The 20,017-nt window shown below is 42.5% G+C and carries 19 protein-coding genes and 1 other annotated feature; of the genes, 1 reads left to right on the forward strand and 18 read right to left on the reverse strand.

The window, feature by feature from the left end; translation table 11 throughout:
- Positions 1–19: 19 nt before the first annotated feature.
- From lrgB to EV579_RS08970, 4 genes are all read right to left on the reverse strand, one after another.
- On the reverse strand, positions 20–715 hold the full coding sequence (gene lrgB / locus EV579_RS08955) for an antiholin-like protein LrgB (protein ID WP_024425719.1): 696 nt from the start codon (positions 713–715) through the stop codon (positions 20–22).
- Between the two features lie 14 nt (positions 716–729).
- Positions 730–1,173 carry an antiholin-like murein hydrolase modulator LrgA gene (lrgA, locus tag EV579_RS08960; protein ID WP_024425718.1) on the reverse strand — a complete coding sequence of 148 codons (444 nt, stop codon included), beginning with the start codon at positions 1,171–1,173 and terminating at the stop codon, positions 730–732.
- A 137-nt stretch (positions 1,174–1,310) separates the two neighbouring features.
- Positions 1,311–2,048: a LytR/AlgR family response regulator transcription factor gene (locus EV579_RS08965; protein ID WP_133744287.1), complete on the reverse strand. Its 738-nt coding sequence runs from the start codon at positions 2,046–2,048 to the stop codon at positions 1,311–1,313.
- A complete protein-coding gene (locus EV579_RS08970; protein ID WP_133744288.1) occupies positions 2,045–3,802 on the reverse strand; it encodes a sensor histidine kinase in 1,758 nt (585 codons plus the stop codon). The genes EV579_RS08965 and EV579_RS08970 overlap by 4 nt, the downstream gene beginning before the upstream one ends.
- Positions 3,803–3,978: 176 nt before the next feature.
- On the opposite strand from EV579_RS08970, the gene EV579_RS08975 reads away from it, so the two are divergent.
- Positions 3,979–4,758 carry an HAD family hydrolase gene (locus EV579_RS08975; protein WP_024426132.1) on the forward strand — a complete coding sequence of 260 codons (780 nt, stop codon included), beginning with the start codon at positions 3,979–3,981 and terminating at the stop codon, positions 4,756–4,758.
- Between the two features lie 53 nt (positions 4,759–4,811).
- Here the strand turns inward: EV579_RS08975 and EV579_RS08980 are convergent, their stop codons facing one another.
- The 14 genes from EV579_RS08980 to polA form a co-directional block, all read right to left on the reverse strand.
- Entirely contained in the window at positions 4,812–5,732 is a 921-nt protein-coding gene (locus tag EV579_RS08980; RefSeq protein ID WP_133744289.1) for a methyl-accepting chemotaxis protein, read from the reverse strand.
- A gap of 155 nt (positions 5,733–5,887) precedes the next feature.
- Positions 5,888–7,828 carry a threonine--tRNA ligase gene (thrS, locus tag EV579_RS08985; protein WP_024426134.1) on the reverse strand — a complete coding sequence of 647 codons (1,941 nt, stop codon included), beginning with the start codon at positions 7,826–7,828 and terminating at the stop codon, positions 5,888–5,890.
- A gap of 45 nt (positions 7,829–7,873) precedes the next feature.
- Positions 7,874–8,121, reverse strand: a binding site (T-box leader).
- A 43-nt stretch (positions 8,122–8,164) separates the two neighbouring features.
- Positions 8,165–9,034: a putative sporulation protein YtxC gene (ytxC, locus tag EV579_RS08995; RefSeq protein WP_133744290.1), complete on the reverse strand. Its 870-nt coding sequence runs from the start codon at positions 9,032–9,034 to the stop codon at positions 8,165–8,167.
- Positions 9,035–9,094: 60 nt separating this feature from the next.
- Positions 9,095–9,733, reverse strand: coding sequence for a TVP38/TMEM64 family protein (locus EV579_RS09000; protein WP_133744291.1), 639 nt, complete (start codon positions 9,731–9,733; stop codon positions 9,095–9,097).
- Positions 9,734–9,766: 33 nt separating this feature from the next.
- On the reverse strand, positions 9,767–10,696 hold the full coding sequence (gene dnaI, locus EV579_RS09005) for a primosomal protein DnaI (RefSeq protein WP_133744292.1): 930 nt from the start codon (positions 10,694–10,696) through the stop codon (positions 9,767–9,769).
- Positions 10,697–10,712: 16 nt separating this feature from the next.
- The gene (gene dnaB / locus EV579_RS09010) at positions 10,713–12,137 is read right to left on the reverse strand and encodes a replicative helicase loading/DNA remodeling protein DnaB (protein ID WP_073208397.1); all 1,425 of its coding nucleotides are present in this window, start codon (positions 12,135–12,137) and stop codon (positions 10,713–10,715) included.
- A gap of 101 nt (positions 12,138–12,238) precedes the next feature.
- On the reverse strand, positions 12,239–12,697 hold the full coding sequence (nrdR, locus tag EV579_RS09015; protein ID WP_003216720.1) for a transcriptional regulator NrdR: 459 nt from the start codon (positions 12,695–12,697) through the stop codon (positions 12,239–12,241).
- Positions 12,698–12,701: 4 nt separating this feature from the next.
- Positions 12,702–13,088, reverse strand: a complete 387-nt coding sequence (locus tag EV579_RS09020; protein WP_024425708.1) for a hypothetical protein — start codon at positions 13,086–13,088, stop codon at positions 12,702–12,704.
- 182 nt (positions 13,089–13,270) lie between these two features.
- On the reverse strand, positions 13,271–13,651 hold the full coding sequence (gene speD / locus EV579_RS09025; protein WP_003216492.1) for an adenosylmethionine decarboxylase: 381 nt from the start codon (positions 13,649–13,651) through the stop codon (positions 13,271–13,273).
- A 235-nt stretch (positions 13,652–13,886) separates the two neighbouring features.
- The gene (locus EV579_RS09030) at positions 13,887–14,909 is read right to left on the reverse strand and encodes a glyceraldehyde-3-phosphate dehydrogenase (RefSeq protein WP_024425707.1); all 1,023 of its coding nucleotides are present in this window, start codon (positions 14,907–14,909) and stop codon (positions 13,887–13,889) included.
- Between the two features lie 172 nt (positions 14,910–15,081).
- Complete coding sequence (gene coaE / locus EV579_RS09035; RefSeq protein WP_024425706.1) at positions 15,082–15,687, reverse strand: dephospho-CoA kinase; 606 nt, start codon at positions 15,685–15,687, stop codon at positions 15,082–15,084.
- A 13-nt stretch (positions 15,688–15,700) separates the two neighbouring features.
- Positions 15,701–16,333, reverse strand: a complete 633-nt coding sequence (ytaF, locus tag EV579_RS09040) for a sporulation membrane protein YtaF (RefSeq protein ID WP_024425705.1) — start codon at positions 16,331–16,333, stop codon at positions 15,701–15,703.
- A 174-nt stretch (positions 16,334–16,507) separates the two neighbouring features.
- Positions 16,508–17,341, reverse strand: a complete 834-nt coding sequence (gene mutM / locus EV579_RS09045; RefSeq protein WP_024426140.1) for a DNA-formamidopyrimidine glycosylase — start codon at positions 17,339–17,341, stop codon at positions 16,508–16,510.
- 26 nt (positions 17,342–17,367) lie between these two features.
- The gene (polA, locus tag EV579_RS09050) at positions 17,368–20,007 is read right to left on the reverse strand and encodes a DNA polymerase I (RefSeq protein WP_025092257.1); all 2,640 of its coding nucleotides are present in this window, start codon (positions 20,005–20,007) and stop codon (positions 17,368–17,370) included.
- Positions 20,008–20,017: the final 10 nt, after the last annotated feature.

The raw sequence follows: 20,017 nt of genomic DNA on the forward strand, positions 1-20,017 counted from the left end.
TTTTCACACCATGACGCCATCAAAGAATCAACTGCATAAAGATTGGGATGACGATAACGGTCACAACTCCTACGACTACAACGGCGATACTTGCCATCGCTGCTTCTACTTCTCCCATCTCAATTCCAACAGAAACCCCAAGCGCATGTCCTGATGTACCAAGTGCAAGACCTTTTGCCACTGGGTTTTTAATGCGAAACAATTTTAAGAAGAAGGCACCTAGTGCATAGACAATGACTGCGTTAAATATGACCGCAAAGGCTGTGATATCTGCGATTCCGCCAATATCCTTTGCAATTGGAAGAGCAATCGCTGTTGTCGCTGCTTGTGGAAGCATGCTTTTCATCACAGCCGCATCTAAATGAATTCCTTTTGCTACGAGATATACGATCGTAATGGAACAAAGTGAGCCTACAAAAATAGCAGATAAAATTTGCCACCAATATTTTTTAAGCAAGGCTCTCTGCTTATAAAGCGGGATAGCGAAAGCAATCGTTGCAGGCTCTAAGAAAAATTTGATAATCTTGCCGCCCTCATTATAATCTGCGTAGGAAAAACCGCCAACTTTCAAAAATAAAATGCCTAGTACCATCGCCACAAACAGCGGGGTGAACAAGAAGAAGCCTTTTGATTTTTTAAATAAGAATGTCCCTATTCCAAAAGCGACCAATGAGACGACAATGCCAAAATAAGGGCTCATCGTACTTGTACCCATTTTGCATCTCTCCTTTAATGCGTACTTGAAGCTGGTTTATTTGAATGAGAAGGAGCAGATTTACTCTCCTTTGTCTCTTTACGTTTCTGCGGTCTTTCTGATAATTGCATGAGAAGCTGCGAAAACAGCCCTGTCGCTGCAAGTAGCATAATGGTTGCAATGATAATGACACCGACGACTTGCACACCTACTTCTTGCATGACACCTAGTGATTGAATAACTGAGATCCCAGAGGGAACAAATAGAAAGCTAATGAGTCCTGTCAATGATGTACCTAATTGCTCCACCTGCTCTAGTTTGACGATTTTCGTTGTTAACAAAACAAATAATAGAACCAAACCAATGACGGATGCGGGCATCGGAATCGGTAAATACATTGAAATGAGATTAGAAACGAACATTACGGTTGCAAAAATAAATGCTTGAGATAGAAATCCATATACTTTCGTGGCACTCATGCCCCTTCACCTCTTTCTTCGACTGCCCTCAGTATAAGACATGAAATAAACAAATGAAGCGTTTACAATGAAACTCGCTGGATTCAATGACTGAAATGCAAAAAACGAGTATTGAAATACAAACAAAAAAAGCCCTCCTACTCTAGCAGGAGCGACTTCTTTAATTCTTTCGCATATGTACGGCTGACAGGAATGATGGACCCGTCTGTCATATGCAGATTATACGTCGAATTAAACCACGGCTGTACTTCTTTCATATGAGAGGTATTCACGATATAGCTGCGATGAACCCTCATAAAGTAAGCCTCAGGAAGTTTCTTTTCAATGACCACAAGCGGTTCTGAGACCTCATACATGTGATTCTTTGTTTTCACGACCTTTTTCCCCTCGCTGAGTCCTACATACATGATCTCTTCAACTTGCAGGATCACAATTGAGTCATCGACTGAGATCGCTAATTTTTGCTGGTGTGGCGCTTTCTCATCTGACAGCTGGTGCTCTTTCGTCTCAACAGATTTCCACTTTTTAAACTTCTGGATGGTCTGGAGCAGCCGCTCTTCATCAAATGGTTTTGTTAAGTAATCAAGCGCACTTACCTCAAACGCCTTCAGCGCATATTGATCAAAGGCTGTCGCAAATACAACCGCTGGCGGATCAGACATCCGGTTGAGCCTTTTGGCAATATCAAATCCGTTCTCACCAGATAAATCAATGTCTAAAAAGAGCAGATCCGGCTTATGGTCGACCATCCGGTCAAAAGCAGATTCTATATTTTCTGCTTCCTCTATTTGAACCTCCTCTTTCGTTCTTCGTAATAAGTATTTTAATTCATCTCTTGCTAACACTTCATCATCTACGATTAATACCTTCATCAACGAGAATCATCCTTTTTTACATAGTCCATCGGAATGCGAAATGAGATGTCAGTGCCTTGGTCACTATGAATGGATAAAGCGGCTTGTCTGCCAAAAATTCCTCTTAACCGCTGATCTAAATTAAAAAGGGCTGTCCCTGTTCCTTCTAGTGATTTGACAGGCGCTTTTAATAGCTGAGCCATCTTATCATCTTCAATCCCCTGTCCATTATCTGTCACTTTCATATAAACATGCCCATCTTTCATCAAAGCGGAAACGATGACTTCACAATTCGTTTGATGTTTAGGAAAAGCATGTCTCACTGCGTTTTCAACAAGCACCTGAAGCACAAAGGGCGGAATCTTCACCTGCTCCAGCTCCTTTTCAATTTGAAAGGTCACATGGTACTTATTTGGAAACCTTGCTTGTTCGAGTGATAAATATGCCTCCACATGCTGAATCTCTTTATGCATTGGAATCAGCAGCTGGCGGGCACCTTGCATATTTGAACGAAAATAAATACTTAGCTGCAGCAGCAGCTTCCTTGCCATCTCCACATTGGTTCTGCATAAAACAGAGATGGTATTAATGGCGTTAAATAAAAAGTGCGGGTTCACTTGTGCTTGAAGTGCTTTGATCTCTGCATCTTTTAGCAGGCGGCTTTGGGTTTCCGCCTCCCCAAGCTCAAGCTGTGTGGAAAACAGCATCGCCAAACCTTCTGCAAGCTCCTCTTCCACCCTGCTTAATCCGACCGGAGAATTGAAATACATTTTTAACGTTCCAATCGTTTGACCGTTAGAAGTGAGCGGCAGCACGATTGCGGCTTCAAGAGGGCAATGGGCGACTGAACAATTGATTTCGTCCTTCGAATGTGCCTTCATAATCTTGCCGCTCATCAAGACTTGTTTCGACAGCCCCGTAATCAGGCTTTTAGATGGGATATGATGATCTGTTCCATCTCCGACATGCGCTAAAATCTTTTCTGTGTCCGTTAAGGAGACCGCATCTGTTTCAGTCAACCGATGAATGATCTCCGCCACACTTTTACATGACTGTTCATTTAACCCTTGGCGGAAAAAAGGCAGTGTTTGATCGGCGATCGAAAATACTCGATGTGTCTGCATCGCTTTTGCCTGCTCTTCTTGCCGAATGACTGACTGTAAAATAGATAAAAAGATAAAGCTGCCGATTCCATTCACAAAGATCATCGGCAAAGCGATGATACTGACAAGCCCCCATGCATCCGCAAATGGCCTTGCAAACAGAAGGATAATGATCATCTGTAATGATTCCATCGCTACACCAAAAAGGGCTGCTTGGCGAGGTGTGACCATTCGATTCCTCCGCTTAAACCTGCTGCCGACATAGCCTGCAATGACACCCGCTAAAATGGAAGAAATCGCACAGCTGAGCGCAGTGCTTCCTCCTAGGGAATATCGATGAATTCCAGCTAAAAGCCCTGCGCCAATCCCTACAAACGGCCCCCCGATCAAACCACCCATTTCGATCCCCATAATTCTCGTATTGGCGATAGAGCTGGACGAGCCAAGATGATAAGAAAACTCATGATTCATGACAATTTGCTGCTGGATTTCAATTCCTGTGTAATTGCTGATCATACTAAAAGAAGCAAAAATGAAGACAAGAATTGCCTTTTTCCGAAACCCTTGATTATGTAGCAATAGATTGCGAAAACCCTTCACATGGGCAAGCACAAATCCTAAAATAACGATGATCCCCACACGCTCGATCATCATGATAATTAAATGAAGCAAACCGGCCACCTCAAATGATGTATGTCATATCTATTGTCTTTCTATTCTATCATGTGCGGTCAATGATCAAATATCTCTCAAATCTTTTCTTTATTGCCCTCTTCTTCTATTGTAAAATGAACATGAGCCTGACACTTGCAATTGAAGGTAACACATACATAACAAGGGAGAAGATCATGAAAGCCGTATTTTTCGATTTAGATGATACTTTGCTTTGGGACGAAAAAAGCATTCATACAACTTTTCAGGAAACTTGCCGGGAAGCGGAAAAGAAATATGGACTTGATCCAGAATCGTTTGAACAGATTGTACGTGAAGAAGCAAGAAAGCTGTACTCTTCCTATGAAACATATGATTATACTGTCATGATCGGCATTAATCCTTTCGAAGGACTGTGGTCCAATTTTAGTGAACCGATTAGCGAAGGCTTTCAAAAGCTGAACGCCATTGCACCAGAGTATCGTAAAAACGCTTGGACCAACGGCTTAAAGACAGCGGGAATTGACGATGAGGCATTTGGACAATATTTGGCTGATTTCTTTGCAGCAGAACGCAGAAAACGCCCATATGTCTATGAAGAAACATACCCTGTTTTAAACCGCCTGAAAGGCAGCTACGAATTGCTCCTTTTAACAAACGGAGATCCTAGCCTTCAAAAGGAGAAACTGGCAGGTGTTCCTGAGCTTGCACCTTATTTTAACGAAATTGTGATTTCAGGAGATTACGGAAAAGGCAAACCTGACCCTGGTATCTTTGAGCACTGCCTTCAGCTGTTAAACTTAACAAAAGACGAAGTGATCATGGTTGGAGATAATCCGAAAACAGATATTCTCGGTGCTTCTCGGGTTGGTATCCAAACCGTTTGGATCAATCGCCATGGCAAGAAAAATGAAACAGATGTGACGCCTGATTATGAAATCAAAGACTTACATGAATTGTTTGATATATTAAAATAGAACAAAAAAACACCCTTCTCCTGACGAGATTGGGTGTTTTTGTATTTTTAGAGCTATATGATTGCCGCTAGACTTTGCGCTTGCCGGTCTAAGCCGCGTGCTGCTTCTCCTACAACGATGAATTCCTCACTTGCCTGCTTTACAAGATCCCGGTTTGTAAACACGGTTGTCTTTGCCCGGCTTGTTCCGCTGCTGACCTTCTCTACTTCTGTATGGATCGCCTTCACATATTGATCTACCTTAACGATCGCTTCTTTTGAATTTGTCGCAAGCTTTCGAATTTCTGCTGCTACTACACTAAAGCCATTTCCATAGGAACCCGCATGTGCCGCTTCTATTGCCGCATTTAAGGCGAGCAGCTGGGTTTGTGACGAAATACTGTTAATGGTTGCAGCAATGGATCTGATGGACTCTACCTGCTCCGTTAATCCTTTTAGCAAGCTCATATTTTGATCGGTTTCGTTTGCTATATGATCAAAGGAAGCATTAACACTTTGACTATGCTGAATGCCAACTTCTGCTCGTTCCATTAATTTCGCAGACATCTCCTTTAAGTCTTCTACAACCTGTTTCATTGTGTGTTCTCTCTCCGTAATATCTGTTGCCACTTTCACAACACCCACTACAGTTCCTTCTTCATCTTGAACAGGTGAATATGTCGCTTCAAGCCATAAGCTGCTGCCGTTTTTTGTGATCCGCTGCACTTTTTCCTGAAAGACTTGACCTTCTCTCAAACGCTTCCAAAACATGTGATAGCTCGTGTGTTCTATAACATGCGGAGGACAGAACTGTCTATGTTTAAGACCGATCATCTCTTCTTTAGAATATCCCATGGCTTTTGCAAAAATATCGTTCACCCATAGAACTTCACCTGTCACATTAAATTCAATCATTGCCAGCGAGTGCTCTAATGCACGAAGAACAGCTGATTGCTCCAATACATGTGACGATAAATTGTTTGTTGTTTGCATCATCGCTTTCATTCCCCCAATTTGTCTCAAACCAACAGTACATACTTACCCTTACTTTTGTACTATCTAAACGTCTCTTTTTAGGAATTGGATCACTAGTGGAGGTGTTCTCCAAAAAGAAAAGCCAGTGATCTAAAGAGAATCACTGGCTGTGCTTATTATTTCTTTGCTTCTGCTACTGCATGTTTCACAAAGGCTTCAAGATCCATTGTTTCTGAATCTTGTTCCCCGTATTTTCTTACATTGACAGCGCCATTTTCTGCTTCTTGATCTCCGACGACAAGCATGTACGGAATCTTTTGCATTTGCGCTTCTCTAATTTTGTACCCAATTTTTTCATCGCGGCTGTCAAGCTCTACACGAAGACCTTCAAGCTGCAAACGTTCTTGTACTTTTTTCGCATAGTCTAAATGAACAGACGGTGAAACTGGGATGACTTGGAATTGTACAGGTGCCAGCCATGTTGGAAGGGCTCCTTTGTATTCTTCAATTAAGAAGGCAACGAAGCGTTCCATTGTAGAAACAACGCCTCTATGAATCACGACTGGACGATGGTGCTTTCCATCTTCTCCGATATATGTGAGATCAAAGCGTTCTGGAAGTAAGAAATCAAGCTGTACAGTGGATAATGTCTCTTCTTTTCCAAGAGCTGTCTTCACTTGTACATCAAGCTTCGGCCCATAAAATGCCGCTTCGCCTTCTGCTTCATAGTAGTCGTGACCAAGCTCGTCCATTGCATCCTTCAGCATCGATTGTGCTTTATTCCACATCGCATCGTCATCGAAATACTTCTCAGTATCTTCTGGATCACGATAAGACAAGCGGAATGTGTAGTCATTCAAGCCAAAGTCTTGATACACTTCTTCAATTAAACGAACTGTACGGATGAACTCGTCTTTGATTTGATCTGGACGAACAAAGATGTGTGCATCGTTTAATGTCATACCGCGGACACGCTGAAGGCCGGATAAGGCACCTGACATTTCATAGCGGTGCATTGTACCAAGCTCTGCAATACGAATTGGCAATTCGCGATAGCTGTGCGGCTCGTTTTTGTAAATCATCATATGGTGCGGACAGTTCATCGGGCGAAGAACAAGATCTTCGTTGTCCATTTCCATTACTGGGAACATGTCTTCTTGATAATGCGCCCAGTGTCCTGATGTTTTATACAATTCAACACTTGCAAGAACTGGTGTATACACATGCTCATAGCCAAGACGCACTTCTTTATCGACAATGTAACGCTCAATGACGCGGCGGATTGTAGCGCCTTTTGGCAGCCAAAGCGGAAGACCTTGACCAACCTTTTGAGAATTTGCAAAGAGTTTCAGCTCTTTTCCAAGCTTACGGTGATCGCGTTCTTTCGCTTCTTCAAGCAGACGTAAATGCTCATTTAAATCTTCTTTGCTGAAGAAAGCTGTTCCGTAAATACGCTGAAGCATTTGGTTGTTACTGTCACCTCTCCAGTATGCACCAGCAAGGCTTAACAGTTTAAACTCTTTAATTTTCCCTGTAGACGGCAAGTGAATCCCGCGGCAGAGGTCAAAGAATTCACCCTGCTCATAAATCGTCACAGCTTCACCTTCTGGAATCGCCTCTAACAGCTCAAGCTTCAATTCATCACCAATTGCTTCAAAGCGCTTTTTCGCTTCTTCTCTTGATACTTCAATTCGCTCAATTGGCAGATTGCTGTTAATGATTTTCTTCATTTCTTTTTCAATCTTTGGTAAGTCTTCAGGTGTGATGGCAACATCGATGTCCACATCGTAGTAGAAGCCATTTTCGATGACAGGACCTACGCCAAACTGAACGTGATGCTCTTTTCCATACAGGCGTTTGATCGCCTGCGCTAGCAAATGTGCTGTGCTGTGGCGCATAATGTCGAGTGCTTCTTCACTTTTATCTGTGATGATCTCGATTGTTCCACTTTCTAATAGCGGCGTACGCAGATCTATTTCTTTACCGTTCAATTTACCGGCAAGTGCTTTTTTCTTTAGGCCCGGGCTAATTGATGCCGCGATGTCTTCTGTTGTAGCTGTTTTGTCAAACTCCTTGACTGCTCCATCTGGAAATGTAAGTTGAATTTGTTCTGACATCTCTGGTCACTCCTTTTTTTGGCAATATAAAAACCCCGCCCCCTGGAAAGGGACGAGGTTGAATAAACGGAATCGTGGTTCCACCCTTTTTCCCGTATTTGCAGCTTGCTTTTTCTTAAGCAAATACGGCTTGCGGTTCGATAACGGGAATTCCCGTCAGCCATTACTAAAAAGTTCACAGCTGATGTTCAAAGGTGGTAAATCAAATGGTCCTCTGCTAGGAAGCTTTCAGCCGCGGCTTCCCTCTCTTTAAGCGGGTGTTCATTTGTTCATGTCCTTATCAATACGGTCTCTGTATGAAGTTACACCGTATTATAAAACGTTTTTTCGTGAAAATCAAGAAAGCTTTTCACTTTTCTTGTTGAAATGAGCATGTACAAATTGAACATTCTGCTCTTGGAATGAATGAGACGGGAACACCTCAACCCTTTCTTGAAAAATATTTTGAATGGTTTGCACCATCGAGTGACCTGTATCATTTGTAAATAGGTCAATTTTTTGCGGTGCAATGGAGACAAGCGGTGCAATCAGCTGCGAATCAATATACATTGGATGCTCTCTTACAAACTGTCTGTCTATGTATTGTTTTTGATCACGCTCAGAAGCGTAGCGAAATTCCCAAATCACCAGGCGGTCCTGATGCACGACATGTACTTTTTCGAGCCTAGGCTCTCTTGCCATCACATAGTCTCGAAGCGATTGAATGAAGTTTTGATACTCCTGCTCCATTTTGTATTCTTCAATGGACACTTCAACATAGTTCTTAAGCCTTCGGTCATACTCTGACAGTCTAAATGTCATAAATGAACCAATTGAAAAAACGCCTTGCTGTAAAGAAATCGCCTCAAGCTCCTTTTTTAAAAGGGCTTCTCTAGGCGGGTCTTGCTGAATGCCGGGAATATCATCTAAATCCCCGTTCATGATACTGTGTGCGATGGAAAGAATTTGGTGCTGCTCTTCGGGATCTTTAAACAAATAGGTGTTTTCAAGGATGCTGCGCATGCGCTCATTTTCTTTGCATTCCAAAAAAAAGTGAACCAGTAATGGCCGCACAATGTGCTCAAGTGCTTCTTCTGATTCCTTCGCCTCTATGAGAAGCCGGTCTTTCCCTTGTTGAATTGACATGTGATGCCGACTGTCCAAGTGTTCAGCAAGATGTAAAAAAGCGGCGGTATCATATTCATCTTCAAAGATTATTTCAAGCATGTTTGTCCCCCCTAACGACATCTGTTACATATATATGGGGAGAACATAAAAAATAGACGCCTAAAATAAATCAGGCATCTTTCTTTTTAAAATGAGTGGAACGGAGATAAAGATCAAATAAATCAAACAAACAACCACTAAAGCCGCATAATTGCCGCTGACAAAGCTTGAGCCGAGAACATTTAACGCAATTGTACCCGGTATTAAGCCTAAAAAGGTGGCTGTCACAAATGCACGATAATTTGCACGTGAAGCAGCTGCCGCATAGCTGACAAAATCAAAATGAATCGGTGCAATACGCAATAACAAAATATAAAGAAATCCATGCTCCTGAATGCGGGACGTCACCGCTTTCAGCTTTCGGCTGTTTGATTCCGTTTCCTTCTTTTTTGCACGAAAGGTTGAAGCAATCATGAAAGAACCTGTTGCCCCAGCTGTCGCTCCAACGAGGGCATAAATCGTCCCAAGGACACTGCCGAATGCCAAACCTGCTGCAAGCGAAAAGACCGTAATCGGGACGAGAACAAACGGGCGAAAAAGAGATAAGAAAAGAAAAACAAAGGGAGCCAGCATCCCAAATTGCAGCACCCAATTCTTCACATCTTTCGGCGCCAGCTGAAGATGCTGTTTATTCAGCCACCACAGCGCAGCAGCAAGAATGCCAATCCCAAGAAAAAGCAGCCATTTTCTTTTGTTCATTTCATTTGCTCCTCCTTCAGGTGACATACGCTTTTATAAATGACGGCGGTTTTCTCCTTCAAGCAGCACTGGCTCTGCTAAATAGAGAATCCGTTCCATTAAACGAGCGGCTTTGACCTCTTCTTTTTCTCCCCGCTGTGAGTACGTAAAGTGATGCTTCAGCTCGTTTGGTGAGAAATTAGAAGAGAAAAATGTCGGCAGCTGCTCTGCCATACGGTATTGTAAGATCGTACCGAGCAGTTCATCCCGCACCCAGCTTGTCATCGATTCTGCCCCAATATCATCAAGCATTAAAATAGGAGTGGACTTGACCATATTCAGCTTTTCTTCTAGCGTATGATCGGCTAATGAATTTTTTAACTCTCTTACAAATTCAGGCACGTAAACAAGGAGAGATGGGTATTCTTTCTCCGCTAGCTGCTGCGCAATAGCTGCTAGTATATACGTTTTTCCTACTCCAAACTTTCCGTGTAAATACAAGCCTTTTCCTTTTCCAGTCTCATCATAGCTTTGGAGGAATTGACCTACTTTTTGAATGACCTCTTGTCTTCCCACAACGTTCAGATCAGCGAACGTCGCTTGAAGGACATTTTGCGGAATATACATGCTTTTCATCAGCTCTTGCTGTTTCTTCTGTCTATCGAGCCGCAGCTTGACTGGACAAGGGGAATATTCAATATCAATACTCTGACCTTTGATCACAAGCTTCGGGTGATACCCATCTAAAATCGCATTAACGTTTTCGTCATCTAAGCAGTAAGAGCAGCCCTTCGACTGCTGCACATATTCAAAGAGCCGGTTCAAGCTGCGCTTGATCATGTCTTCATGTATCTCTTCTTGATGCTTCTGTAAAAAGGCCTTCACATCTTCATCAGATAACACACTTTCTTTAATCTGATTGTATCTCACGCGAAAATCTACTCGTCCTTTTAGCTGTTCAAATGAACGACCGATCGGTTTCATCCCATCTCACCTCACCTTAATGTGCATTGTACTTTTTCATATTTTTAAACTGATCTAACAGTTTTTCTTTTTCTCGTTCGAGGTCTTCTGTAGACAGATTGTCCGTTTGCTCTTTTGACGGCTGTTCTTTTGTTTCAGTTTCTTTCATCCAGTCAGGCAATTTCTCTTCCCGGACAACTTTTCCTGAACCATAAGGGCTGCGCTGCTTTTTCTGCTGCGCCCACTCTGTCATTTGTCTGTTCTCTTCTTTGGCAATTTTCATGGCCGCTGCTACGGTTTTGATTTTCTTTCTCACCCAATGAGCGGCGATTTTTTGCATATATGTTTTTGACAGCTTCATATCTGTTTTGAGTAATGTATAGTAGATGAGAACATTCATGACACCTGGCTCTAGCTGCTGCTCGAGCATGATATCTTCAACAATTCTTAAGTCGGCATAAGTTGGCTCAATACCATCTGCCATGTCTTTTAGCAGCTCTCTAGGCGAAATATGATCCAGCTTTTCAATCAATTTTGCATCTGGAGTATCCGCTGCCGGCGTCTTTGAAGCATCTTGTCGTAAGTGTCTTGGCTGTTTTTGATCAATCAGCTTTGGCTGTTCGCCTCTGTATTCAATTTGGTACCAGTCTCTTGCTGCTTTTCTCAGCTCTTCTGTTGAGATCATTTGATCCGAACCGCATGCACCTGCTACAATATTTTGCATTTGAAGCGGGGTGATGCCGTATACAATAGCTAACTTCTTAATTGTTTCTTTTACCTGCTTTGTCAAAGCCTTCCTTGGAATCATCATGTCAGACATACCGGCTAATAATAGATCGAAATCAAAGGATTCGTCTGAGAGCGGTGCCGGCTGACTCGATCCAACGGTCACATATTCATAGCCGTGCTCAAGCGATGACGCCTGATGAATTTCTTCTGTCATCTTGCGCTCGCCTGGCTGCAATACGTGAAAGACTTCTTCAAACGACCGTGATATGTTCTTTGCTTCTGCAGGAACACCCGGATAGGAGAAATAATCGCGAAGCTGCATATATTTTGCTTTCTCTACACGATGGTACAGTAAAACATTCAGCATACCATCTTGGAAAAATTCATCTGGTCTTAGCGGCGGTACAAGCTCATATGTAAACAGTCTGCCTTCTTCCGTTTCCTGTTCATATGTGCGGAGTAAGCCGATCGCTTCAAGCTTTAAACGTTCCTCAAAAATATCATTTAAATTCGTCTGCAGCATGACCATGAGCTGCCGATGAGGTGCAGGTTTCCCCCACATACGATGTTGTTCCAGCTCACCCCACAGCGTCATGTATAAGCTGAAAGCGGACATGCCAATAAGCGGCTGATATAAAAGAGTGATGAGCTGTCTATCGATGTCACCGAGCAATGAAGCGCTTTTGACGACATACGGATCGACGGCTAGCACTTCCTTCCAATGCTCTGTCATATGCTGATCCTCCCCATGAATTGCGATTGTTTCCATTGTACACTCTTTTTACGTTTTACGCTTTACGCAGGAAAAAGAGCATGAAGAATCTCCAGCTCTTTTTAGCGTTCTTTCTTTAATAGATCTTTTAATTCATCAATAAAGACATTGATGTCTTTAAACTGCCGGTAAACCGAGGCAAACCTGACGTAAGACACTTCATCAATTTTCGCCAGCTCGTCCATGACCATTTCACCTACAAGCTCGCTTTTCACCTCTGACATGCCTTGATTGCGCAGTTCTTTTTCGATATTAAAGCAGACATCCTCCAGCTGCTTTAAAGCAACAGGACGCTTTTCACACGCTTTGATGAGTCCTCTCAGCATTTTTTCCCGGCTGAATTCTTCTCGAATCCCTTCTTTTTTCACCACAATTAGCGGTAATTCTTCTAATTTTTCAAACGTCGTAAAGCGATATTGGCAGCTTTCGCACTCTCTTCTACGACGGATGGATTTCCCTTCATCTACTGGTCTTGAATCAAGCACCCTTGTGCCAAGGTGCTGACATGTGGGACATTTCATTTCATCAGCTCCGATCTATTCTTGGAAGTTGTTTGTCTAGTTCATCATAAAGGGACAGAACGGTCTTCTGACTATAGCCGAAATCTGTTGGCAGGGCCGTTTCTGTTGTCACATTAAAATCGACAGCTGTTTCAAAAGGACGAATTGAAATGACAGTCGCCACGAGAAAGGCTTTTTTCGGCAATCGTATGTTTGCGCTGATTTCACCTCGTTCTGCTGAAACAGATGTCACTTGATAAGAATCGCTTCGGGAAAGAATGGTTTCCACCGCTTGAAAAACTTGTGCATTCGTCGATTTGTAGTAATGGCTTTTCAGTTCTGACACTGGATGCTCGTCAGATGTTTCTGTATGGTTTGACATGAATCGTTTAAACTTTTGTCTTAAAGTCATACACGTATCCCCTTTGCCATAATGCCTCTTTCTTTATTTTATAAAAAAAACCTTTGTTTTCCTAGAACAAAAGTATAGACAAGCTGGGGAATGTTGGATTTTTTATCAAAAAATATAAAAAGGAGCATAACACAAAGGCATTCAATGCTTTTGGCCAGCTCCCATTGCAATCTTTTTTATGTTTACAGTGCTTTGGCTTGTGCCTGTTTTACTTGTACAGGTCCCATGCCTCGAGGAATTTCGATGTTTTCTCTTGTTTCAGCACCTAATTCATCTCCGATATGATCTGCTGCAATATTCGGATCTAGGTCACCGCAAGTATAAACATCTATGCTCGCATAACCATGTTCAGGAAAGCTGTGAATTGTCAGATGAGATTCAGAAATAATGACAACTCCACTTACTCCTTGAGGTGCAAATTTGTGAAAAGCAACCTCTCTTACCTCAGCTCCTGATTTCAAAGCTGCATTTACAAACGTTTTTTCAATAAAATCCATGTCGTTCAGTTTATCACAGTCGCATCCCCATAGCTCGGAGATAACGTGACGTCCGATTGTTTCCATCATGGACCCCCCTTTAAACAAGAATGAAAGAGTGAAGTTCTAAGCAGCCGGACCGGACATATACCACGGGGGAAAGTTAGTCCTAAGAGGTCCTAACCCTTTAAGTATACCCGAATGAGTCTGCGAACAAGAAGTTCACGAAAAATAGTATACTTTGTTTAGACCCATTTTGCAAGCTGTGTTTTTAGTGGGATTTTCTCTCATTTCTTGAAAAGGGACGATCGTCTTCTTCATTTCAAACAGCAGACAGCTCTTTCATCTGTGCGCCGACAAACTTTACAAGGTCAACCACTCGGCATGAATAACCCCATTCATTGTCATACCATGCAAGAACTTTCACTTTTCTCCCTTCCATTACCATCGTTGTCAGTCCATCAACGACTGCTGAATAAGGATTTGTGTTAAAGTCCGTAGAAACAAGCGGCTCATCTGTGTAATCTAAAATACCGGCAAGAGATGTTTTAGATGCATTCGAGAAGGCTGCATTGACTTCTTCGGCTGTCACATCTTTTTTCAAGTCAACGACAAGATCAACCATCGACACATTGGAAACTGGTACGCGAAGTGCAAGTCCATGTAATTTCCCTTTCATGTGCGGAAGCACTAAAGAAAGCGCTTTAGCGGCACCCGTCGTAGTTGGAATAATGGACTGAGCACATGCTCTCGCCCGGCGCAGATCCTTATGCGGGTTATCGATATTTTTTTGATCATTTGTATAAGCATGAACCGTTGTCATTAAACCATTGTCGATGCCAAATTCATCATCTAACAGTTTCACAACTGGTGCTAAACAGTTTGTTGTACAAGATGCGTTTGAAATAATGACGTGCTTTTCAGGATCAAGATCATCCTCATTGACACCCATCACAATCGTAATGTCTTCATTTTTGCCTGGAGCTGTTAGAACGACTTTTTTCGCTCCGGCATCTATATGGCCCATCGCTTGATCTTTTGAATTAAATTTACCTGTTGCTTCAATGACGATATCAATCCCAAGCTCTCCCCATGGAAGCTGCTTTGGATCTCTATTATTAAGCAAAAGAACTCTTTTGCCATTCACAATCAAGGCGTCATCTTCTGCTGTCACATCACATTCGTAACGTCCATGATTTGTATCATATTTAATTAAATGTGCTAGCGTTTCGGCAGGATAGCTTGCGTTCACCGCTACAATTTGAATTTGATCATCAAGCATTGCTTTTCTGAAGACCATGCGTCCAATTCTGCCAAACCCATTGATCGCTGCTTTTACCTTCATGAACAGGTCACTCCTCTATTATGTGTTATACTCAATAAATTTATTTATGAAATTAGTATATCACATTAGAATGTAATTGCCAGTATATAAACGTATATTTTCTAAAAAGGGCTGTTCTTTTCAAAGGAAATCAGAATAAAGCATAAAAAAAGAAGAGTACGTGTATGTACTCTTACTTATCTGTATGTTCCCATTCATTTAATATGTTCTGCAATTGCTTTCTAATAAACGCGAGATCTTGTGTGTTCTCTATCACGCGGTCTGCTTTTTTACATTTCTCCTCAAGAGGCTGCTGAGAGTGTATTCGATTCAGCGCTTCTTCCTCGTCGAGGTCATTTCGATTCATGAGCCGCGACAGCTGCAATTCAGGCGTTGTATACACCACAATGATGCGGTCGACGAGACTTTCCAGCTGACTTTCAAATAAAAGCGGGATATCGAGGACAACGAAGGTTTCCTTCTGACTAACCCCTTCATCTCGCTGTTTGAGCATTTCTTTTCTCACTTCAGGATGAACAATCGCATTCAGCTGCTTTCTTTTCTCTTCATCAGAAAAAATGATGGCTCCAAGCTGCTGCCGGTTCAGCTCCCCATTTGGCAGGAGAACATCCTCGCCAAAGGTTTGAACGATTTGTTGAAGAGCTGGTGTACCTTTGGCAACCGCTTCTTTTGCAATGACATCTGCGTCCACGACCCGGATGCCCTGCTCTTTTATCATTTGCGAGACGGTGCTTTTTCCACTAGCAATCCCGCCTGTTAATCCAATGACAAGCGTCAATTGATTTCCTCCTTTACAGCTTCCACACCCCAATTAAAATGAGCAGAAGCCCTGGTAAGCATGCAAGTTTATCGATCCAGCGCCAATTGGCCAAGTAATGCCCGGCACGGAGCCCGATACACACAAAGAGTGAGCTCATCACGGCCACAGTGATACTCATGACAATTGGAGAAAAGCCTAGAATCGCAGCGCCAATCCCTGCGCCAAATGCATCAATGGATAAAGCAATCCCAAGAAGCACCGCTTCTATTCCATTGATCGTCCCAGAACGGTCAATATCAGCACTTGTCGGCTTTCGCAAAATTTGAATAACAAGACCAAGCGATTGCACTTCCACATTGAGCAATGTCTTTTCATGAAGAAGCAAATCACGCTCTTTCGCTGGTTTGTAAAATTGATAAAGGACCCAAAGTCCAATGGCGATTAAAATGCCTCCACCAAGTTTATCTGTCACTGAGACAGGGAGGAATGTCGTCAGCAGGCTGCCAATCAGCATGGAAATGAGCAGCACAATCCCTGAACAGCATGCAATAATGACAATCGCTTTAAATGGAATCTTCATTTTACGAAGGCCATACGTAAAGCCTACAGAAAAGCTGTCAATACTGACTGCAATAGCTAAAAACAGGAGCGAAATCGAAATCATACCTGAACTCTTCCTTTCTGTTCATGCAACGATGATCAAGAGTCTCTGGGCGTCCTTAGACTCTTCTTCACTATATGAAGAGCAGGTGGGCTGTGTGTCAGTCTACACCTTGCTGAAAAATGAATGTTTTTTATCGTATGCACAGCAAAAAGGAAGCATGCTGATGGCTGATTTTTATTGAGGACGTTTTTGACAGGTCACACAAAAATGAGTGCCGCGCCCTCCGACTACTGTTTTCTCAATGATGCTTCCGCATGTTTGACAAGGCTCTCCCCGCCGGTCATACACAAGAAGCTGCAGCTGAAATGTGCCAATATCACCTTGTGAATTGATATATGATCGAATCGTGCTGCCTCCTGCATCTACCGCTACTTGAAGTGTATCGATAATATGCCTGTGGAGCACTTTACACGATTCAAGGCTGAGCTGATTCGCTTTTGTTTCTGGATGAATGCCTGCTTTAAACAAAACCTCATCTACATAAATATTACCTAGTCCCACGACAATCTTTTGATCAAGCAGCGCTGTTTTGACCACACGGGATGTTTTTTTCAATTGCTCCCATAAATATTCCGGAGTGAATTGATCATCAAAAGGCTCATACCCCAGCTGTGAAAGCGGGAGTTCCTTTTCTTCTTCACCCGGCTGAAATAAATGCATCGTGCCAAATTTACGCACATCATGATACCGAAGCTCAGTACCGTCTGTAAACGTAAAGACGACGTGGACATGTTTATCGTATGGCTCATGCGCTTCATGTACACGGTATTTCCCTTCCATCCTTAAATGGGAGACCATCACGTAATGGTCTAAATGAAAGAGAAGAAACTTTCCTCTTCTTTCAATGGTTTGTATCGTTTCTCCTACCATCCTTCTTGCGAACTCTTCCGGCTCCCCAGGACGTTTGATGATATTTGGCCATTTAATATCGACCGTTTCAATCGTTTTTCCTTCGACTAACCGCTTGAGTGTGCGCCGGACGGTTTCAACTTCTGGTAATTCCGGCATGCTCCTCGCTCCTTTTTCTCTCTCTATTATTTTGCGTCGTACCAAGATGGGCCTGAAGCAAAATCAACTTTTAGCGGCACATCTAGCTGAAGTGCATTTTCCATGACTTCAGGGACAATTTTTTCGAGTATAGCAATTTCTTCTTTCGGTGCTTCAAAGATCAATTCATCGTGCACCTGTAATAAAAGATTTGCCTGCAAGTTTTCTTCTTTTAACTTTCGCGCCATATCAATCATAGCTTTTTTAATAATATCAGCTGCACTTCCTTGGATCGGTGTGTTCATGGCTGTTCGTTCGGCAAAGCTTTTGATATTAAAATTACGGCTTGTGATATCCGGGATATACCTTCTGCGTTTGAGAAGCGTCGTGACATATCCTTTTTGTTTCGCTTCCTGCACAATCTCTTCCATATAGGTTTTCACGCCTTTAAAGCTTGTTAAATAGCGTTCGATAAAGGCAGCTGCTTCTTTTCTTGTGATCCCAAGATTTTGAGATAATCCATAGTCACTGATTCCATATACAATTCCGAAGTTGACTGCTTTGGCTTGTCTTCTCATAGAGGAAGTCACTTCTTCTTCTGAGACATGGAACACGTCCATCGCTGTCTTTGTGTGAATATCCATATCTTGCGTAAACGCTTCGATCAAATTCTCGTCCTGAGAAATATGAGCGAGTACACGCAGCTCAATTTGAGAATAGTCAGCAGCAAACATGAGCCAGCCTTCTTTTGAAGGGACGAATGCTTGACGAATCTTTCGTCCTTCCTCTAAACGAATCGGGATATTTTGCAGGTTGGGATCTGTTGAGCTTAGTCTTCCTGTTTGTGTGAGCGCTTGATTAAATCGTGTATGCACTTTATGGGTATCCTTGCGCGTTACTTTCATTAAGCCTTCCACATAGGTCGATTGCAGCTTTCCAATTTGGCGGTAATGCAGAATGGACCGAATGATCTCGTGCTTATCTTCAAGCTTTTCAAGAACATCCGCAGATGTCGAGTAGCCCGTCTTTGTCTTTTTAATAATCGGCAGGCCTAATTTTTCAAAAAGAATCACGCCAAGCTGTTTAGGAGAATTGATGTTAAACGTTTCACCTGCTAAGCGGTGAATGGTTTCTTCATATTCTTTCAGCTTTTTCGTTAACTCTTCACCCATCTTCTCTAGGCGCTCAATATCTACCTTTACGCCAAGGGATTCCATTTCACCTAAGATGAGGGCAAGCGGCAGCTCTAAGTCTTCATATAGTTCATGCTGATCATTTTTTTCTAGCGCTTCAAGTGTTAAATCATGCAGAGCAGAGATCGCCGCTGCTTTTCGCCCAAGATGTTCCTTCAGTTCGTCTTCAGGTGGAATCGCCTGCTTTGCTCCTTTTCCGTACACTTTTTCATCAGAAAGAGCAATGTTAAGACCATATTCCTTCGCCACACTTGCGACGTCCTCATACGATTTCTGAGGGTTGACGACATAGGAAGCGAGCAGAACATCGTTATCGACACCTTTTAGATCGACATCATGCCATCTGAGGGCGACAACTGCTCTCTTTGAATCAAAGACCCATTTCTTCTTCGTTTCATCCTGTACCCATTGTTTAAATGCATCTGATTGAAGCGCATCTTCTTTCGTGATAAAAAACGCTCCATTTTCATTATGGATCGCAAAACCAATCAAATCTGCTTCATGATAATTATCTCCAAGCTGTTCTACCACAAGGGCGGCATGATCTGTCAGCATCTCATCCGTTACTTCGGTCATTTTTTTCACTTCTAATGCTTCTACTTCGACCTGTTCACCTGTTTCTGGTGCTTCTCCTAGACGTTCTAGCAGCGTTTGAAAGCCTAGTTCTTTATAAAGAGAGATCACTTGATCCATATGAGGACCTTCATATGCGAGATCCTTGCTTGATACATCAATTGGCGCTTCTACAAGAATCGTTGCAAGTTTTTTACTCATCACTGCCTGCTCTTTATATTCTTCAAGCTTTTCTTTGAGTTTTTTCCCGCTGACTTCGTCAATATGTTCAAGCAGGTTTTCAACCGTTTCAAACTGCTTTAACAATTTAATCGCTGTTTTTTCACCTACACCTGGCACTCCTGGGATATTATCTGAGGAATCTCCCATCAAACCTTTCATATCGATGATTTGATCTGGGCGCAGGCCATATTTCTCTTCAATATGAGCCGGTGTGTAATATTCTACTTCTGTAATGCCTTTTTTCGTAATTGCTACCGTCGTACGGTCTGTTGAGAGCTGCGTTAAGTCCTTATCTCCTGAAAAAATTTTGACCTCAAAGCCGTCTTTTTCTGCCTCCACAGCCAATGTCCCAATAATATCGTCTGCCTCGTATTGAGGAAGCTCGTACCTTTTCACCTGATAGGCATCTAATAGTTCACGGATAAACGGCATTTGTTCTGATAGCTCTGGCGGCGTTTTTTGTCTTCCGCCTTTATATTCTTTAAATGTCTCGTGGCGGAATGTTGTTTTTCCCGCATCAAATGCGACAAGCATATGGGTTGGCTTCTCGTCCTCGAGCATCTTCATTAAGATCATCGCAAAGCCATAAATGGCATTTGTATGGACGCCTTTATCATTTGATAATAGCGGCAAAGCAAAAAAGGCTCGGTATGCGAGACTGTTTCCATCCACTAGTACTAATTTCTTTTTGTCTGTCATGTTTTAATCC

The organism is Bacillus sp. BK450 (genome assembly GCF_004364885.1).
In the GTDB taxonomy this organism is placed as follows: Bacteria; Bacillota; Bacilli; order Bacillales; family Bacillaceae; genus Bacillus; species Bacillus safensis.

Bases quoted from the DNA above. Each gene is read 5' to 3' on its own strand.
- lrgB (WP_024425719.1), bottom strand. From the start codon at position 715: ATGGGTACAAGTACGATGAGCCCTTATTTTGGCATTGTCGTCTCATTG.
- lrgA (WP_024425718.1), bottom strand. From the start codon at position 1,173: ATGAGTGCCACGAAAGTATATGGATTTCTATCTCAAGCATTTATTTTT.
- EV579_RS08975 (WP_024426132.1), top strand. From the start codon at position 3,979: ATGAAAGCCGTATTTTTCGATTTAGATGATACTTTGCTTTGGGACGAA.
- EV579_RS08980 (WP_133744289.1), bottom strand. From the start codon at position 5,732: ATGATGCAAACAACAAACAATTTATCGTCACATGTATTGGAGCAATCA.
- thrS (WP_024426134.1), bottom strand. From the start codon at position 7,828: ATGTCAGAACAAATTCAACTTACATTTCCAGATGGAGCAGTCAAGGAG.
- ytxC (WP_133744290.1), bottom strand. From the start codon at position 9,034: ATGCTTGAAATAATCTTTGAAGATGAATATGATACCGCCGCTTTTTTA.
- EV579_RS09000 (WP_133744291.1), bottom strand. From the start codon at position 9,733: ATGAACAAAAGAAAATGGCTGCTTTTTCTTGGGATTGGCATTCTTGCT.
- dnaI (WP_133744292.1), bottom strand. From the start codon at position 10,696: ATGAAACCGATCGGTCGTTCATTTGAACAGCTAAAAGGACGAGTAGAT.
- dnaB (WP_073208397.1), bottom strand. From the start codon at position 12,137: ATGACAGAGCATTGGAAGGAAGTGCTAGCCGTCGATCCGTATGTCGTC.
- nrdR (WP_003216720.1), bottom strand. From the start codon at position 12,697: ATGAAATGTCCCACATGTCAGCACCTTGGCACAAGGGTGCTTGATTCA.
- EV579_RS09020 (WP_024425708.1), bottom strand. From the start codon at position 13,088: ATGACTTTAAGACAAAAGTTTAAACGATTCATGTCAAACCATACAGAA.
- speD (WP_003216492.1), bottom strand. From the start codon at position 13,651: ATGGAAACAATCGGACGTCACGTTATCTCCGAGCTATGGGGATGCGAC.
- EV579_RS09030 (WP_024425707.1), bottom strand. From the start codon at position 14,909: ATGAAGGTAAAAGCAGCGATCAATGGGTTTGGCAGAATTGGACGCATG.
- ytaF (WP_024425705.1), bottom strand. From the start codon at position 16,333: ATGATTTCGATTTCGCTCCTGTTTTTAGCTATTGCAGTCAGTATTGAC.
- mutM (WP_024426140.1), bottom strand. From the start codon at position 17,341: ATGCCGGAATTACCAGAAGTTGAAACCGTCCGGCGCACACTCAAGCGG.
- polA (WP_025092257.1), bottom strand. From the start codon at position 20,007: ATGACAGACAAAAAGAAATTAGTACTAGTGGATGGAAACAGTCTCGCA.